Genomic DNA, 19,983 nt, shown 5'->3' with positions numbered 1-19,983 from the left:
GCCGGCGGTGAGCACTGCGTGCGCTCCGATAGTGACCCGCGTGCTGAACTCCAGCCGGGCGGTCGTCTCCGCGATCTTGGCGCTGATGCCGCCACCGCCGGGAGAGTTCGCGCTCGCCGAGGCCGTGTGGTCGGATGCCGCGGTCACCGCGAGATCGTCACCTGCGATGATCCTGGTGGAGGCGGCGACGTTGACTTCGGTATCGAGTACGTCGTTGACGTCGTTACCGAGTTCATCCGTCTTCTTGATCAGCCACACCTCGGCGTGCGTTTCACCGACCGTGATGGCGCCGCCACCTGCCGCGCTCGCGGTCGCCGCCTGGCTCGTCGTCGAGTCAGCGGCGATCGTGATGTCTCCGCCGGCGCGGATCTCGGTGGCGGAGACGGTGATCGTGACATCGGCCGAGTAGTACACCCGCGCAGTGGGGGTGGTCACGTCGACTGCACCGCCCTGGCCGCCGCGGGCGATCGCGCTCGAGGCGCCATTGCCCGCCGCCGGGTATGTGGCCGCCAAGCTGGTGCCGTCGGGCGCGACCAACCTGTGTGTGCCGCCGGCGGGTGCGGAGACGACGAGCCGGAGCGATTCGAGTCTCTTGTCGCACGTCTTCTCCGCAAGCGGCACGTTCGCCTCACTCGCCTCGCACGCGGAGAGGACGGGCGCGAGATCCAACCCGAGAACGCCGATCCGGTGGATGCCGCCACGGATGAAGACCGTGACATCCACGGCTCCGTTGTTGTTGCGGAAGACCTGGAAGGTGTCTGTCGTCCGAATGGCGATAGCAGGGCCGCCGCGGACGGCGGAGAGGGCCCGCGTCGAGGACGAGTCGCCTGCGACGACGTAGTAGGTGCGACCGTCTTCGAGGCCCGCTGCCACCCGCGCGAGGCTGTGCGGTGAGGTCTGGGCAGGAGTGCTCAGGTCCTGTCGCGCCACCGACCGCGCCTCGACCGAGATCGGCTTGACGTCGTCGGGGTCGTCGTAGTCGCCGTCGCCGTTGGCGATACCGGCGTATCCGACCGCCTGGAAGTAGTTGTCGGCGAGGCGGAAGCTGTTCGCATCGATCCGGATGACGAAGTACGTCGTGCCGTCGACCAGGTCCAGACCGTTGCCGTGGTAGATCACGGCATCACCGCTGATGAACCCGTGGTTCTGTGCATAGATGACGTTGGTGTCAGCGTGCACGATCGGGGCATCGGGAGCGGGTCGCAGTGGGTTGTTGGTGTCCCCCGCGATTCCGAGGCACTGCTGCGCCCGCACGGGCTGGCCGGTCACGGCCACACCGCACCAGGTGTAGGTGCTGACCGTGACATCCACCTCGTCCTGGGTGAAAGTGACGACCGCCGGCGCGTCATAGGTGACAGCCGTGCCGATCGCGTACGGGGCGCCGACCGCCATCGTCAGATAGGTACCTCCCGAGGCGACGCTGAACCCACGCAGCAATGAGTCATCCGAGGCAATGGCGGCCGCGTACGTCGACACGAGCCTGATCCGCTCGGAATCGATGACCCGGACGTACACAACGGCGGACTCGTCGATGCCCTGCCAGTCCTCCACGAGATCCAGCTGCCCGCCGGGCAGCCGCCGGACCGCATCTCCCGAGACGAAGAAGTGCTCGGACTTGAAGGTGATGACGTCAGTCAATGCGTCGACATTGCGCAGCGCGAACGTCTGGTCGAACGCGATCGTCGCGGGTCCCCCGTCGACGGAGGGCTCGAGCACCGTCACGGGGTAGCGCCGGCATTGATCGAGGTGCGCCGGGTCGCAGATGGCCAGACCGTCGATCTGACCGCCGTTGGCGAAATAGAGGACCTGGTCTCCGGTGTGAAGCGGGAAGTCGACGACGAGGGTGTCATCCCCGGTCTCGGCACTGTCCACGCTGTCGATGCTGCCGTCGGGCGGAGGTGCCGGGTTCTCGGGGGTCCGGCTGACGGTCGCCGTGATCCGAACGTCTCCCAGCGCCTTGACCGTCGTGCCGGCACCGACGCTCGCAGAGACGGTCGGGTCCACTGTCGCCTTCGCGTTCGATGCTCCGATCGTCACCGCGCCGCCACCCCACGCCGCCGCGTACGCGTCGGCCTCCGCTCGGCCCGTCGCGGCGACGATGACGTTCCCCCCGGCGCCGCTCAGACCAGTGGCGGTGATCACGGAGTTGCCGCCGATCCCCACGAACGTCGTCGTGAGGGCCGTCGCCGTCGTGGTGGGCGTCTTCACATCGACGGCTCCCCCGCTGGAGATCACCATGGAGGCGTCCGCGACGGCGGAGCCGATCGTGGCACGCACCTCGACATTGCGCGCGGTGAGGGTGACACGCTGGCCGACCTCCGCCGCCGCGCCGCCCTGCACGGTGGCATCGGCCGATAGTGAGCTCACCGTGACAACTCCCCCGGCGCCGCGGTCGGCATCCGAGGTCGCCGTCTCGCGCACCGTGGCGATCACGCTGACATTGCCGGCCGCCGTCACCGATGTGGCGTATGACGCGGCGGGCTCGGCAGCGACGACCGGAGTCGACGCGGATCGGCCTATCCGTGCGACGACGCGGGTGTCGACGAACGACACCGCGTGCCCGGTACCGACGCTCACCACGCCACCGCCACCGGAGGGCATCTTCGCCGTCGCGTCGCTCTTGGCGCGCGCGGCGACGGTCAGGTCTCCCACTTCGAGGGTCGCGCCTTCGTCGACGATCGCCGACACGGTCGCGAACTTCGTCGTTGTGCCGATCTCGGCGGTCGGGGAGTAGGCGCCCACCGCAACCAGCCCGCCCTCGCCACCGATCGTCGTGGTGTCGGCGCGCATCCTGACATCGGCCGTGACCTGCATCGCTCCGGTCTTCTCGATGACCGCGTCGCCCACGCGGGCGAGCGCGCTGCCGGTGATGGTCGTCGAAGCAGAGATCGCCTGAACCGCGATGAGGCCACCTGTTCCCGCATCCACCTTGACGGTGCCGGTACGCGTGGCGGGCGAAAGTTCCTCGCCGACGCGCACGATGAGGCGGTGCGCTGTGACTCGCGCGCCATCTCCCACCTGTGCGAGAAGTGTGTCGTCGAGCATCACGGTGGCGCCGATCGTCGTGACCGCGACGCCCGTCGAGCCGCTTCCGCCGTGCAGTTCTGCCGTCGCCGTGCTCGTCGACGCCACCGAGACGGTGACGTCGCCCAGGTTGGCCGTCACCACCGAGCCATCGTCGATCCGCGCCTCGGTGCGGGACCTGTTGGTGATGCTCGCGACGGTCACCGAGACGGCGACTGCACCGGCTGCTATCGCGACTGCGACCGAGTAGGTCATCGCCGTCGAGGTCGCTCCGCTTCCCGCTGCAATGGTGACCGACTTGCCATTGACGTCCACGCCGGTCGCCGTCACGACGGCAGCGCTGATCCAGGCTCGGGTGTCGGTCACGATCAGGTTGTCCGAGAGCACGACAGCCGTCGCGGCGGCCCCGCCGATCCCGATGGAGGCCGCGACCGAGATGCCGTAGACGTAGGCGTCGATCGTTGCCGAGCTGAGGGCCGTCACTCCGACGGTGAGGGCGCTGACGCCCGTGGGGCCGTCGCCGTCGATGTAGGCATGGACGCGGGTGCCGATGCGGTTGAGCGCCTGCGCGCCCGCCCCGGCTGCGGCGATCGAGATGCCGGGACCCGCGACCGCGATGGCGACGGAACCCGCTGCGATCGTCGCCGTGATGGTCGACGTGTCTTCGGCCGCGACGGTCAGTGCGGCATCGGCCAGGATGCTCGTGTCATGCAGGAAAGCCTCGACGCGGTTCGGCAGCTCGAGCACCCAGCTCGGTCCCGTGTAGTTCTGCGTGCCGAGGCTGATCGTCCCGCGTGTGCCGAGGTACCGGTACACGGCGCCTGGCGTGCCGCCCGACGTGTGGTCGGCCGCGACGAGCACCTTGTCGCCCGCTCGCAGGAGCTTGCTGCCGTCCGTGCTGGTGAAGTCGTAGTCGAGTCCGAGCTGGTTCCGGGCCACGGCGGCGCCGATGGCTGCGGCGATCGAGACGAGGCCGACCGAGACGGCGGCCGCGATACCGAGCACGAGCGCCTGAATCGTCGCCTTGCCAGTCGCGCGGAACTCCACCGCACCCGTCGAGGTGATCGCGGCATCGTCGGCGTAGGCGCGGACGGCGCTGCGGATCGTGTTGTCGGCGAGCGCGCCCGCGCCGGCGAAGGAGGCGCCGGCCAGTGCGCCCGCGCCGACGGCCGCGGCGGCGGCGATCGTGAACGCGAGGATCGTCGTGGTGTCCTCTGCCGTCACCGCGACGCTCACGGCGCTGACGGTCGCGCCTTGCACGTACGCCTCCACGGCGTTGGCGATCTCGTTCCAGGCGAGCGCCACGCCGATCGACAGGGCGCCGCCCGCGATGCCCACTCCGGCCGACAGCGCTGCCGCACCGACATCCGCCTTGATCGTTGAGGTATCGGCTGCCTTCACGGTGAGCGCGCCGGTCGAGGTCACTGTGCCGGAGCCCGAGACGTAGGCGGCGACGTCGACCGCGATGCGGTTCTCGGCGCTCGACCCAGCCCCCGCCGCACCTACGCCGATCATGCCTGCGCCGACGGCCACCGCCGCCGCGACGACGAGCGAAGAGATCGTCTGGTGCGACGTGGCCGTCACCAGGATGGATGCGGCGGTGACATTGGCGTCTCGTATCGAGGCCTGCACCTCGGAGGCGTTGCGTGTGAGCACCTCACGCCAATTGTCCCGGTCGGTGAAGTCGATGCATCCCGAACGCGTCAGCTTGTCGGAGGTGCTGTTGTCCGCGAGAGCGAAGCACCCGCCGAACCCGCCCGATCCCACGTACCGGTAGACGCGCCCCCGGTTCACTCCATCGTCCGCGGCGACGACGTCGCCCGAGACGATCGCACCCGTGCCGGTGAGCAGGCCGGTGAGCGTGTGATCGGCGATCGTCCCGTCGCCCGCGTCGTAGCCGATGATGTTGCGCGCGATCGCGACGCCGATGGCGATGCCGGCGCCGATGAAGCCCGCACCGACGGCGAGCGCGGCCGAGACGATCGTTGCGAGCACCGTGCCGCGGCCCTGGGCGGTCACCTCCAGCGCGCCGGTGACCGTCGAGGTGCCGCCGACCAGCGACGCATCCGCTGTGGAGGTCACGATGTTGGTGGCGAGCGCTCCGCCGCCCGCCGCAGCGATGCCCGCCGGCCCCGCACCGAGCGCGAGGGCCGCGGCGATCGCCACCGCATCGATGGTCGCCGCAGACACCTCGTAGCCAGTGGTCGTCTTGCGGATCACCCAGTTGCGCCCGGCGTCGACATCGCGCAGCATCCACTCGGCGTTGCCGACGAGGGTGATGACGGCGAGGTGGCTCGAGAGGCCGAGGCTCGTCAGGGCGCCTCTGAGGGTCGTGACCTGGGCGTCGGTGACGAGCGCGCCGTTCTCGCCACCGACGTCAGTCGTGTCTGCGGCTGACTGGGTGAGGAATGCGTCGCTGAGTCCCGGCTGCGCGACCACGGGGTCCGCACCGCTCGTCGCTGTGATCGTGAGGGTTGCGGCCCCGACCACCGGCACGTTCTGCAGGGACGCGATGACCTCGTCGGCCACCTCGTTGCGGGCGATCGTGACGGCGATCGACACAGCGACCGCGGCCGCGCCGGCTGCGACGGTGGCGGCCGCACCGATCGACAGTGCACGGATGCGAGCATCGTCGGCGGCCTCGATCATGACGGCCTGTGCGGTGAGCCGGGAGGTGGAGGTGCCGACGACGATCGCGTGCACCTTGACCTGGATGCGGTTCTCGACCTCGGAACCGGCCCCGCCTCCCGCGATCGCCGCGCCGCCGCCGGCCACTGCCACGGCGATCGCGAGTACGAGTGCGTCGATCGAGGCCGTGGTCGTCGCCCGCACCGTGACGTCGCCCGCGGCGCTCACGACGCTGTCGCTGATGATCGCGCTCACCGCGGCGGATGCGGTCGTCGCGGTGAGCCCGTCAAGCTTCCAGCCGATGAGGTTGCGTGCGATCGAGATGCCGACCGCGATCCCCACGGCGGCGACGCCGCCCGAGACGGCAGCCGCTACGGCTGCGACGACTGCCTTGATCGAGGACGTGTCGGAGGCGGTGACGGTGATGTCGCCGGTCGTGCCGTTCGCGGTGGTGGTGACGGAGCTGCCCGAGATGAAGGCCCTCGTGTGCGTGAGGATGACGTTGGTGGCCACGGTTGCGGCGGCGCTCACCGAGACGCCGACGATCCCGCCCGCAGCGGCGAGAGATGCCGCTACGGCCAGGCTGTCGATCGCCGACGAGCTCGTCGCGCGGATGGTGACTTCGCCGGCGCACACGCTCCCCGTGACCCCGCCGGCGCAGACGTCGCCGGTGACGCCGGAGATGCCGGCGCTCACCGCGTTGTCGATCGTGTTCTGCGCGACCGTCACGGCGATCGAGAGTGCGATCCCCGCGGTGCCGGCGATCGCCACCGACATCGACGCGCCGATCGCGAGTGCCTTGATGGCGGAGTCGTCTGACGCGGTGAGCTCGACCGTCGCCGCCTTGATTCCCCGCAGCGTGTGCTTCGAGTTGGGCACGCCCTCGATCGTGGCCGCGACATCCACCAAGATCGTGTTGATCGCGGCGGCTCCGGCGCCGCTCGCACCGATGCTCACGGTTCCCGAACCTGCGATCGCGGCCGAGGCTGCCACGACGAGGGCGCTGATCCGCTGGTGCGACGTCGCGGTCTGGAGGAGCGCGCCCGTCGCCTTGACCGAGGTGCGGAGCAGGTCGGCCCGCACTTCGAGCGGCTGGCGGGTGCCGTCGGAGGCGTAGCCGCCGATGCGGTTGTCGGCGATGGCGACGCCGATCGAGACGCCGATGCCCGCGGTCCCGCTCGCGCCCACCGCGAGGGATGCCGCGACGATCGTCGACACGGTGGACGAGCTGGCCGCAGCCTCCAGGGTCACCGCGCCCGCTGCGGCCACGGCCGCCGATGCATCCACTGAGCTGTCAGCGATCCACGCGTTCGCCGACCCGGTCACGTCGTTGCGGGCGTACGCGCCGGCACCGGAGACGGCCACACCCGCCGTGCTCCCGATGGCCACGGACACGGATGCCGCGATCGACAGCGCGTCGATGGTCGGACGCGAGACGCGCAGGGCGCCGGTCACCGGATCGCGGGTGATGAGGAAGACGTCGGTGCCGGAGGTGAGCTGCCACACGCTGCGAGCCTCGACGATCGTGAGGACAGGCGGCGCGTACTTCCAGCGCGCCGTGTTCGTGTAGATCTGATCCGCGAGGTTCAGCAGCCCCGTCGTGCCGAGGTACGTGTACGACCGGCCGGTCGCGACATCACGCACCACGTCGCCGGTCTCGACGATGACCCACGAACCCTGCTTCCACAGCGCCGCATTCTCGAACGCGTCGCCGCTGGCGAGGTCCACATCGATGGCATCGGCACCTGCGTAGATATACACGCCCGGGGTGAACCCCGAGGGGTGTCCCGGAAGGACCCGCACCGCGTCGCCGCGGGCGAGGTCCACCACGCCGTCGAGCGTCGAGAAGACCGGCGCGACCGTCACGTCCGAGCGGTGCTTGCCGGCGGTGAGGGGGTAGTTCGCGGCGTGGAAGGCGGATTCGATCGCGCCGAGCACATCGTTGTCTGCGGCCGTGTCGACAGCTTTCTCATTGACGCCGGTCGTGCTGTCGTCCTCGGCGCCCTGTGCCGCGTCATCCAGCTGGTCTCTGTCGATGCCGGTGAGGGTGAACAGGTCCGAGCCGTGGGAAAGCGCGCGAACCGTGACCGAGCCCGCAGTGGTCGTGACCTTGGCTGCGATGATCGCGGCGGCGACGTCGACGTCTACCGAGTTGAAGGCGATCGACAGGCCGATCGCGACGGCCACGCCCGCGTTGCCGCCGATGCCGGCAGCGAGGGACGCCCCGACCGCGACGCTGCGAATCGATGAGAAGTCTTCCGCCGTGATGCTCACGGATGCCGCGCGCACCGTGGCGGGGGCATCGAGGTCGCCGCCGTCGATGGCGGCGCGGGTCGAGGCGTGGATGCGGTTCTCGGCGTATGCGCCGGCGCCGGAGAGGGCTACTCCGGCGTCGCTGCCGCCCGCAACGGCTGCGGCGGCCGCGATGACGAGGGCCTCGATGGTCTGAGAGGAGGTGGCGGAGAGGGTCACGGAGCCGGTGGCGTAGACGTCAGCACCGGAGATGAGCGCCTCCGTGTCCGCGTCTGTCGCGCGGAGTCCGACGCGCGTCCATGTCGAGGGGTCTGTGTAGTCGATGGTGCGCAGGTCGACGGGGCCGCTCAGCGGTGGCCCGCGATAGCTGTAGGCCTCACCGTCGAGGACGCCGCCCACGATCTCGACGACATCTCCCGTCGCCAGCCCACCGGTGATCACCTGGTTCGAGAGGTGATCGGACGTGACCGGCTGGTCATCCCAGCCGATGAGGTTCCGCGCGACGGCGACGCCGAGAGCAAGGCCCAGCGATGTACCGCCGCCGAAGGCGAGCGATACGGCGACGCCCAGCACGACGGCGTGGATGCTGCCCTTCGAGGTGGCCTTCACCTCCACGGTGCTGACGGGCACGGCAGGAGTGTTGGCCGTGGCAGCTCTGCCCAGTGACCCGCCTTCGACGATCGCGCGCGTCGACGACAGGATGCGGTTGGTCGACTCCGACCCGCCGCCGGCGAGCGAGATCGCGGCCGATCCGCCGGCAAGAGCCAGCGCGACACCCACCGCCACCGACTGCACGAGGATGTGGCTGTCGCTGGTCGCGATGACGAAGACGCCGCCGGGGGCGGTGATGATCCCTGCATTCGTGATGAGCGCCCGCACCTGGACGTCGATCTGGTTGTGGGCGAGTGAAAGGCCGACGGCTCCCGCGCCACCCTTGCCCGCGGTAAGTGCGGCCGAGACGGCCACAGCCTGCGCGTCAGCGGTGATCGACGACGTGTCCGAAGCGGTGACCTTGAAGGCCCGACCGGCGCTGATCGCAGTGTTCGTCGCGGATGCCTCGACCCTTGCGCCGATCATGTTGTCGGTCCAGACACCGCCGATCGATACCGCGACCGCGGTGTCGCTCGAGACGGCGACGGCGACGGAGGTCGCCTCGACGATCGCGGTGATCGTCGAGGAGGTCTCTGCCGAGATGACAACGTCGGAGGTGCCGCCGATGGCCTCGAGCGTGGAGTCGATGGCGCTCGCCTTCACCTCGACGGCGTCCTCCGTGTGGCTGTTGTCGAAGGCCGTCGGGTTGCCGAACTGCTGCCAGCCGATGAGATTGCGGGCGACCGAGATGCCGATGGCCACAGCAGGCGTCGTGCCGCTGCCCGACACCGCGACGGCGACGGCGAGCGCGCGGACGGTGGCGTCTATCGTCGCGTCGTAGATCGTGGAGAGCTCGATGCCGCACCGCGGCACCGTCGTGGCGTCGATCAAGGGAACGCAACCCAGCGCGGTGACATGTGACCCGTTGATCGTGGCGTTGGTGCGCCCGGCGATCATGTTGATCGCCACCGCGCCGCCCCCACTCACGGCGGTGCCCTCCTTGAGGGAGACAGCTACGGTGATGGCGGATGCCGTCGCGGTTGCGTCGATGATCGACGACCCGGTCGCGGCCACCGTCACAGCGCCCGACGCCTGAGCCCATTCGACGTCGAGGAGCTCGGCATCCGTCTCGGTCTGGATGTCGTTGCGAGTGATGCTCACGGCCACGCCGACGGCGATGGTCTTCTCCTCGGAGTTGAGCGAGACCGCCACCGCGGTGACGGGCGCCTCTACGAAAGCCCTGATCCAGGTCAGGTCGTCGGCCCGCACCACGAGGTCTCCCCCAGCGGCCGAGATCGACGGGGTGATTGCGTCGACCGCCACAGCGTCCTGGATGCGCGCGAGCGTCTTCGTGCTGACCTTGTTCATCGCGATGACCGGATCGATGGCGACCGAGGTCGCCTCATCCTCGAGGCTCACCGTAACCGTCACGACCGACGAGGAGACGTGCGCGTCGATATGTGCGGAGTTGGCCGCGCTGACCTCGATGCCTCCGCCGGCGCTGAGCGTGCTGCCGGTCACATCGGCCGTGGTCTCGGCGGCGTTCTCGGTGCCGATGATGGCCCCGGCGAACACTTCGGCGATGTTGAACACGATGTTCTGCGAGTCCCATCCGACCGAGTTGAAGGCCAGTGTGACTCCGACGCCGATGCCCGTCGTCGCGGTGGCGTTGGTCAGCTCGGCGTCGATGAACGACAGGTTCTGCGCCCGCACGACGATGTCGCCGTCTGCGGTCACCGTTGAGCGGGTCACGTCGACGGTAGCGCTGGAGAGCACCGTGTTGGTGGCGATGACGATGTTGATGCCGAGCGAGCGGAAGCCGTCGTCGTCCTCGCCGCCAGGGGGCTCCGTGCCGCCCGTGCCACCAGCGCCGCCGCTGCCGCCCGACTCGCCGCCGACGTCGCCCTGGCCGCCCTCGACCTTGACGATGCTCGTCGTGGTCGCCGTGATGGCGGCGCGCTCGGTCGCGGTCAGGGTGACGGCGCCCTCGGCGTCGATCGTGGCATCCGTGATCTCGACCGCAGCGCCACCGCGGACGTCGTTGACCACGACGAGCCCGGCGACTCCCTGCGCGCTCGTCCACAGCGACGCGACCTTCTGGATGAGCCAGACCAGCCACTCGATCGGTTCGTCGTTCTCCTCGTCGGTGCTGATCAGGCGCCAGCGGCTGGTGTCCGTGTAGATCTCCGCGCCGAAGTTCACGGTCGCGTCTCCGCCGCGCCATTCGTACACGTTGCCGCGTGCTGCTGTGCCGGCATAGCCGTCGGCGACGCGAACAAGTGCACCGTTCTCGATGGCGACCGATGAGCCGGAGTTCGAGGTGTAGCCGTAGTTCAGGGCGACGGCAGCGAGGATCCCGGTGAACAGCAGCGTCGGGTCGTTGACGGCCTGGGAGAGCACTTCGACGGTGCTGTCGGCGACGATCTCGGCGACCTCGTCGGCGCTCACGGTGATGGCGCCGTCTGCCACGACGCTCACGGGGGTCGCCAGCGTGCCGCGCACGGCTGCGGTCGTGCTCACGTTCACGAGGTTCTTCGCGACGCCGAAGCCCATCGACTTGGCGGTCGAGCCGAACACCATGACGACGACGGCCCGGGACTCGTTGCTGAGCTCGGCGTTGATGACCGCCGAGTTCACGGCGATCACGGCCACGTCGCCGCCGGCGTCGATGTCGCTGCGCTCGATGAGGGCCTCGACCTTGGCCGGCTGCGGGCCGTCGGTCAGCTCCCCGAGAAGCGGATCGCCGATGATCGTGTCGACGATGTTGAACAGGACGTTCTGCGACTTCCAGCCGATCGAGTTGAACGCGAGCGCGATGCCCTGGTTGGCCTGGGCCGATTCGATGTAGACCTTCGTCGTCGCATCGAGCTGAGCCACGTTGTCGGCGCGCACGAGCACGTCGCCGCCGGCGATGACGGTGCTGTCGACGATCTTGGCGATCGCCTCCGACAGCACGACGTTGGTCGCGATGACGCCGCCCTTGGCGACGGAGTCGCCTTCGATCTCGGGGAACGACGCTCCTCCTGAGGAGATGATCGACCCATCCGTGATCGCTCGGAGGAGGGCCTCTTCCGCGGCCGCGACCGTCACCGCGGCCGCCACGACACGCAGATCGACGATCCGCGCGACTGCGGATGCGCGCAGATCGTTGAGGACGACCAGGCCTCCGTACGCGATCGCGTCGGAACCTGTGACGTTGAGACCGCTGGGCAGGATGCCGGTGATCGGCAGCGGCTTCCACCAGCCGAGGTCGCTGTAGTCGGCGAGCCCCAGATCGACCGGCGTGCTGTCGGGCCCCATCCACTCGTAGACGATGCCCTCGTCTCCTCCGAGCGGCTGCCACAGGGACGCGTCCGAGTAGTCGACGAGGCCGAGATCTATCGTCTGGTCGGTGCCGAGGTAGGCGTAAGCGCGATCGCTCTCGCCGGCGATGCGGGCCCAGAGCGATGTGTCGGAGTAGTCGATCGCGCCGAGATCGAGCCGTGCGTTGGGTCCGAGGTAGCGGTAGGCGCCTGCCGCTCCCCCGCCGGTGTATCCGGTGAGCACTTCGACGACCTCGCCGATCAGGACGATGCGGACTCCGGAGTCGCTGTCGAAGCGTGCGTCGCTGTACCCGTCGTCGACCCGGACGATCTGACCGTTCTCGAGGTCGACCTCTCCGTCACCGCTCGCGTAGTCCTCCTCGATCGCCGCGACGCGCACCGTGTCCCCTCGCTTGAGGACGCGTGTGCCCTCTGTCGAGGTGTAGGTGGACGAGACGACGTTGTCGTTGATGTAGCCCTGCGCGACCGAGATGCCGCCGTCGTTGACAGTCGTGGAGGAGGTCACCAGCACGCTGTTGGCGAAGACGCCCGAGCGGTCCGTCGCCCGGACCGTGACGTCGCCGCCCGCGGAGAACGCCTCGCGGGGCGTGCCCGCGGTGTTCTCGATGGCGGCCTCGGCAGCGGCGGACACCTTGTTGGTCGCGAGGAGGAGCCCCGCGGCCGACCCCTTCGCCCCGAAGAGTGCGCCCGCTTCGCTCGTCGCCGCGTTGCTCACCGTCGCGCTGACGTCGGCGGCGTTCGCCGCCTCCACGAGCACCGAGCCGGTGACGCCGATGACTGTGTCGACGATCCGGGCGCTCGCCTTCGCCGGCTGCTGGGTGCCGAACATGTCGAAGAGGGCGGGGTCGCCGAGGAGGCCCGCGACGGTCGCGAGGATGATGTCGAGGGGGGTCCAGCCGACGGAGTTGAAGGCGAGGACGACGCCGATCGCCTGCTCACCCGAGTACGCGGACGTCAGGAGCGTCGCGTCGATGCCGGAGTCGTTGAACGCGGTGACGCTCACGTCGCCCGAGACGACGATCACCGAGTCCTTGACGAGTGCGGTCGCCGACGCGAGCACGCGGTTGGTCACGATCTGCGCGGCGACGGCGAGAACCGAACCGGATCCGTAGAAGCTGCCGCCGGTCGCCTTGACGTTCAGCAGTGCCTCCGCCTCGATCCAGGCGGTCTCCCCCGCGGTCACCGAGACATCCGTCCCGGTGACAAAGGCGTTGACGACCTGCGCCGTCACTGAGGAGCGCACGTCGTTGAGGAGGAACACGATGCCGATCGATCGCGCGTCGGAGTCGGTCAGGTTTCCGATCTCGGGATAGAACCGGCCGAGGTCGTCCTGGCCTGCGACGATCCGCTCCCAGAGCGCTGCGTTGGTGAAGTCCGCATCGGTGATGCTGCCGAGATCGATGGACCGCTCGGGGCCGATGTAGCGGTACACGTCTCCAACGACAGGCGCCGTGCCACCGGCGTGGACGAGGAGCCAGGCATCCACCCACTTCTGCCCGACCCGTACCTGCGTTCCGATCCCCCCGAGCTCTCCGACCGGCAGGGTCACGGGCTCGGGAACGATGTGACGCACGCCCGACTCAGTCGTGTAGTCGTAGTCGCCCGGGATCACGATCTGGTTCAGCACATCGGTGATGCCTGCGAGGGTGTTGGACGTTGCGACATCCTGCACGACCGTGCTCTGCGCCGCGACGCCCGCCTCGTCGGAGGCGCTGACGGTCACGACGCCGCCGGCCTGCACAGCGCCGCGGGCGCCCGTGAACACGATCTCGGCGCGGGCGAGGGAGTTGACCTTGTTCGTCGCGGCGAGGATTCCCGTGGCGGCGCCGGTGGCTCCGTAGCCGGCGACCTGCTTGGTGGCCTTGTTGGCCTTCTGCCCCGCGTTGGGGAAGGTGATGTCGACGGCCGCTTCGACAGTCGACTCATTGGCGGCGGTCGCGTTGAGGATTGTGGCCGAGACAGCCGAGACGGTGATGTCGCCGCCGATGTGCAGCGGCGAGTCGGTCACGAGCGCACGAGCGGCCGAGGGCTGGAGGGCTCCGAAGATCGCCTTCACGACCTCGTTCTCAGAGACGCCGAATCGGGCCGCGATGTCAGCCCCGCTCACTCCGAAAAGGGCCTCGAAGAGGTAGGACAGGAGGTTCTGCGAGGTCCACCCGAGCGAGTTGAAGGCGAGGATGATCGCGGTGGCCGCCCATGCCTCCACCTTGGTCTCCGCGACGGAGACGGCATCGCCATTCTGGGTCGCCGCCACAGTCAGGTCGCCACCGGCAGTGAGCGGGCTGTTGGTGACGAGGGCGTCGGCGGAACCCAGCACAGCGTTCATCGCGAGGACTCCGCCGCCGCCTTCCCAGGCGACGAGCGTGCTCGAGTCGATCGCCGTCAGTGAGGTCGAATCGGATGCCGTCACTGCGATCGCGTCGCTGACGGTGACCGGCACGTCTGCTATCGAGGCGATGACCTCCGAACGGAGGTCGTTGGAGACGACGAGACCGAAGTAGCCCTTCGACTCGCCCGTCAGCGACTTGCCGATGCGCGTGCCGATCTCGCCGAGGAGCGCATAGGCGAGGGACGAGGTGAAGAGGCTCGTCGGGGTGAGGAGCTTCCACAGGTCGGCGTCGTCGAAGTCGGCCACCGACAGATCGACGTCTGTGCCGTCGGGGCCTATCCACTGCACGACCTGCCCCGCGTTGTCGCCGGAGAAGTCGTCGGCGACACGGATGCGGTCGCCAAGATCGAGTGAGACGGTGCCCGAATTGCTGGTGAACAGGTAGTCGGCGAGCTGGTCGCCGAGGTACTTGTTGATGAGGCCCGACCCGGCGTCGTTGTTGGGTGAGACCTCGGAGTAGAGCGTCGTGGTCGCCCCGATGACGGAGGCTGCCACGGCGTCGAGGGTGAGGGATGCTGCGGTGAGGGTCGACGGGATGTCGTTCAGGCGCCGCCACCCGGGGGCTGCGAAGTTCTCGCCGGCGACCGGGGGCCCGCGCTCCAGCCCCGTCCACTGGAAGACGCCGGACGGAGTGTGCACGACATCCCCGGTCTTGATGGACGCCGGCGGCGACGCGAGAGTCCACGAGGCGGGCGTGATCCCCTCGAGCTGCGCGAATGCGCCGCTCGAGACGCGGTTGGATGAGACGACGCCGTTGACGGCGAGCCCGCCCGCCCCGAAGAGCGCCGCGGGGAACGAGGTGGCGTCGTTGCCGACGTACGACGACACGGTGGCAGCGGCATCCGCCGTCACCTCGACCGCCCCGCCGGCCGACACCGTGCTCTGGCGGATGAGGGCCTTCGCCACCGACGGCGCCTCGTTGCCGTAGGCGGTGTGGTCGCCGATGACGCTCGATCCGAGGATCGCCTCGATGAGCTGGAAGAAGGTCGCCGTCGGCGTCCACCCGATTGTGTTGAATGCCAGGACGATGCCGAATCCCTGCGCGCCAGTCGTGAGCGCGGCGCGCGTCGACGCCTCGACCGTGGCCTGAAGAAGGGCGCGCACGATGATGCCGCCGCCGATGTCGAGGATGCTCGACAGCACGGCCGCGGTCGCCCCTCCCAGCACCCGGTTCGTCGCGAGAATGCCGTTCACGGCGAGCGCGAGCCCCTCGCCCGTGACGCTGTTGCCGCCGGAGGCCGTCGCGGTCACATCGGCATCCGCATGGATGGTCGCCTGCTCGATGGCCTCGACGGTAAGCGAACCTGCATCGACCGCGACGTATTCGACGATCGCGCTCACGTCGCTGCTGACATCGTTGAGCACGATGGCCGCGGAGATCGCGAGTGCCTGCGAATCGGTGATGTTGAAGCCGCTCGGGAATGCGTCGCCGAGGTTGGCGGGCTTCCACCAACCGAGGTCGAGCAGATCCTCCGTGTCGAGGTCGACGACCTTGCCGTCGGGGCCCATCCAGCTGTACATGCTGAGCGGCTTGTCGGCCACACGCACCCAGAGCGTCGTGTCGGAGTAGTCCTGCGAGTTCAGGTCGAGCCCGCCCCCGGAGCCGAGGTAGCGATAGGCGCTCCCCGCCTCACCGCCTATCACTGCCCAGCGCGAGGCGACGGTGAAGTCCTCCGCCTCCAGATCGATGCGGGTGCTGGCGCCCAGGTAGCGGTACAGCGTGTCCCAGTCGCCCCCGGCGTCGTGACCGGCTTCAACGAGGACGATGTCGCCGTGCAGCACGTAGCGCACGCCCAGCGACGTCTGGTGACGTGCTTTCGTGTAATCGTCGGCGAGCCGCACGACCGCACCTGACGTGACCGTCTGCACCTGCTCGGCGCTGTCGTTCTGCGCCGTGAAGTCGTCGGAGGTCGCACCCACGGGTACGATCACGATGTCGCCGAAGTCGAGTGTCACGACGCCGTCGGTCGAGAGGTGGTCATAGCGGCCGGCGAGCAGATCGATCCCGTCGGCGAGGAGGTGCACGCCGCCGTCGTTGACGGTCACGGACGCCGTCGTGAGCTTCACATTCGAGAAGATGCCCGCGGCGTGGTCGGCCTTCACCGTGACGGCGCCGTCCGCCCGGATCGCCGCGCGCGAGTTCGACGTGGAGCGCAGGTCTGCGCGAGTCTCCCCGAGGATCTTGCTCGTGGCGAGGACCAGTCCCGCGCCGGCGCTGAACGCGAAGGCGAGCGTGTTGGCGCGCGCCTCCGACGTGTTGCTGACGGTCGCGTTGATCGTCTCGGCGGAGCGGGCCGAGACCTGGATGTCGCCGGAGGAGTCGAGGCGGGAGTCGATCGCCGAGGCGGTGACCTTCCAGGGCGCCGCGGTCCCGAAGTTGACTCCGGTGAGGAGGGATGCCGCCGCGAGGAGGGCGTCCGTGCTCGAGGCGAGCACCCAGCCGATGAGATTCACGGCCATCGCGGCGCTGAGCGTCAGCTTGGGGAGGTTGTCGAGCGACAGCTCCCCCGTCGCCGCGACTGCGGACACGTCGGACGTGGCGTCGATCAGCGCGTCCGCGCTGTCGGCAGAGACGAGGATGCCCGCCGCCTCCACGGCGCTGCCGATGATCCTCGCGACGACCCGGCCCACGAGGGAGTTCGCGGCGAACAGGCCTGCGAGGGCCACTGCGTCGCTCGTCACGATCGCGCTGTCGCGTTCGGCGATCGAGGCTGCGATGGTGCGGGCCCGGAGCGTCGGCGCGCTCTGAGCGATCACGGTGACCAGACCGGCGGCGCTGACCACGGCGTCCTGGATCTCGGCCTCGACGACGCGGTTCAGCCGATTCCACGCCCGCACGCCCGTGGCGGTGATGAGCGGCGTTCCGGGCATGAGGAGTTGATCGCCGGCTTCGACGTCCAGGACGCTCGTGTCGTGAGCGCCGACCGTCACGACGCCCTCGCTGTCGACGTCGGTGCCGTCGAGCTCGGAGCTGGTGGTTCCCGTCACGGCGATGATCGCGTCCTTCGCCATCACCCTGTATTCGGTCGCGGTCGACGCGTTCACGTCCAGGCCGCCGATTCCGAGGGTGACATCGCCGACGCCGGCGACGGCGTCGTCCTGAAGGACGGTGATGTGGCCGACGCCCACGAGGGCGGAGTCGACGCTCGCCTCGACGTCGCCCTCGTTGCGGGCGCGTACGCCCGCGAGCCCCGACGTCGACACGTCGGCGTCGATGGACGCCTGAGTGTCGCGGGCGATCGTCACGTGCACTTGGAGGCTGTCGAAGCCGAAGAAGGTGTTCGCGTAGGTCGGTCCGGCCACGGGGTCTGCGAAGAGGGCCTGCAGCGCGGGCCGGCTCTGATCCTCGAGCGCGACGACGATACGAGTGACATCAGCAGCGGCAACGAGCAGGGTTTCGGGACCGGAGGGCGATGCTCCGCCGCCCACGAGGGTGACGCTCGCCCCGGACTGGATCGCAGCCTGGGTCGAGTTCGCGAGGTTCAGGTCGACGCGCGAGTCGACGACCGAGACCAACGTGGTCCACGGCGTCAGTGAGATGGCCACGGCGTCGTACTCGAAGTCGACATCCGTCCGGGCGAGCACCTGCAGCGTTGCGGCGACCACGCTCGCCCCTGCGACGATCTCGGCGACCGCCGAGGATCCGAGGGTGTAAGTCGCCGTCTCGGCAGCGCCGGTGCGCGTCACATGCTGTCTCGCTGTCGCGCTCACGACGACGTTCCGCCCCTCGAGGTGCCCGGCGACGCTGGCGGTCGCGGCGACACCGGGGGCTGCGGAATCCGTCGAGGCGACGGCATCCAGCGTGACGTCCCCGACCGTCTGCAGGGACGCACCGGCCAGCACGAGGATCGTCTCGGCGAGCACGGTGAGGGATGCGGCGACGAGATCGATCGCTCCGGTGAAGCGGACCTCGTCGACCCCCAGCAGGCCGTCGACGATCAGCGCGGCGGTCGGGATCGAGAAGTTGAGGACCTCGGAGGTCGGCGAGGTCACCGTGAGCCAGCCGGGCAGGGTCGCGTGGGGCGCGACGGTGATGACCTCATCGCCCGCAGTCCCCTTGACCGTGATCGTCGTGGTGCCCGAGAGCGTGATGGGTTCCAGCCCCGTGTAGCCGTACCGAACGCCGCCGACCTCGACGACGCCGGAATGAGGGTCGTAGGCCTCCGACACGACGGCTCGGCCCGCGGCATCCAGCACCAGCGTGTCGAATCCACCTGCACCGCCGTCGATCACGCCGGCGAGCCGACCATCAGCGGAGAAGTCGAACACGTCTTCGTTGTCCGCGGCGCCGACGAGCTGTTCGAATCCGTCGAAGGCGAAGCCCGCGACCGTGCCGGCTCCGTCGCCGGTGATCTGCCAGGTGACGTCGCCGGACGGGCCGGCGAGGGTGTCGGAGCCGCCGCCGCCCGAGATGCGCACGCTGCGCCCGCCGGCATCCCCGTCGAGGAGGAATCGATCGGCGACCCCGCCGCCACGCACGACGACCGTCGCGGCATCCGCGGTGGCGTCGATGTCGCCGGCGTTCGAGAGGCTGACCAGTTCGAGGCGGCCGTCGATGAAGACCAGGCGGTGTTCGAAGCTGTCGCCCGCGGTGGCGACGGCGACGTCGCCTTCGAGGCTCCATCTCGTCAGCACGGCGGAGAGCGGGATGGGCTCGAGACCAGGAAGGGTCAAAGTCGCGGTCCGCGGCCCGGCGGCGCCGGGCCGAACGGTGACGGTGACCGTGACGGATTCACCGGGCAGCAGGATTTCGGGCAGTCCGGTGATCTCGAACGCCCCGGTGGGGTCGTCGAGCAGGTCGGCGAGCAGAGTGCTCAGGGCGACCGCGTCGGTGCCTGTGTTGGTCAGGACGAAGGTCTGCGTGCCCCCGAGCGCGGGCTGCACGGAGCCGAAGTCGATGCCGGTGACCGACGCAACAAGGCCCCCGGCGGGGCTGGTGGGAGCGGACTCGACCGCCGCGTCAGCGGTCGTGCTTTCCGCAGCCGCGTCCGCGGGAGTCTCGTCGACGGGGACGGATGCCTCGGCGGCCACGCCCTCGTCAGTCGAACCGGGCTCAGCCGCCGGAACCGGCTCGGGTGCCGGCACAGGCTCGGGTGCCGCCACAGGGTCGGCCGCCGGGATCGGTTCGGGCGCCGGAACCGGCTCGGCCACCGGTGCGGCTTCTTCGATCGGCGCCGGTGCCGATACGTCAGCGGGAGGCGGCGACGTGTCATCGATGACCTCGAGCGGTGCGAGAAGCGCCCCGCCGACGGGGGCTCCGCCGGCGTGGGTCGCGTCCGCGGCATCGACGCGCAGCGTCGCTCCGGGTGCGAGCACCTCCCGCATGACGCCGTGGTGCGAGTGGGCGAGGCCGACCGCGTGGCCGATCTCATGGCGCAGCACCGAGACGAGGCTCATGCGGCCCCAGCCCCAGCCGGCCGCGTCGATGTCGACGCGGATGGTCCGTCCCGAGGTCTGCCCGAGCGTGCGGCCGGGCAGTTCCGCGATGAGCGCCGTGATACCCGTGGTGTCGACGCCGGCGGCTTGCCACTCGGCGCTTGCCCGCGCGAACGCGCGGTCGAGCATCGTCGTGGTGATCCGGTGCGCGACGGGAGATGCCCCGACCTGGGTCGCGGTCAGCGCGGACCCATCAGAAACCGCGGTGACCGCAGGAGCCGCTGCGAACTGAATCGTCAGGGTTGTGACGACGAGCAGCGCCAGGAGGGTCACCGTCGATCGCGCGCGGGAAACGCGTTGACCGGCATTGGTCAGCGCTCCCCAGCGAGGCAGATCCAC

At 69.5% G+C, this 19,983-nt stretch carries 1 protein-coding gene (cut by a window edge); it reads right to left on the bottom strand.

What is annotated here, in order from left to right; genetic code table 11:
* Positions 1-19,983 carry the 5' portion of an HYR domain-containing protein gene (locus ACXJ3V_RS06195; RefSeq protein ID WP_457099382.1) on the bottom strand. The gene continues 14,154 nt to the left of window position 1, outside the view, so only the first 19,983 of its 34,137 coding nucleotides appear in the window; the start codon lies at positions 19,981-19,983; its stop codon lies off the left edge, out of view.

This window comes from Microbacterium sp. P5_E9 (genome assembly GCF_054049175.1).
The sequence above is the reverse complement of the archived record's forward strand: the minus strand, read 5'-3'. Positions and strand labels throughout refer to the sequence as shown.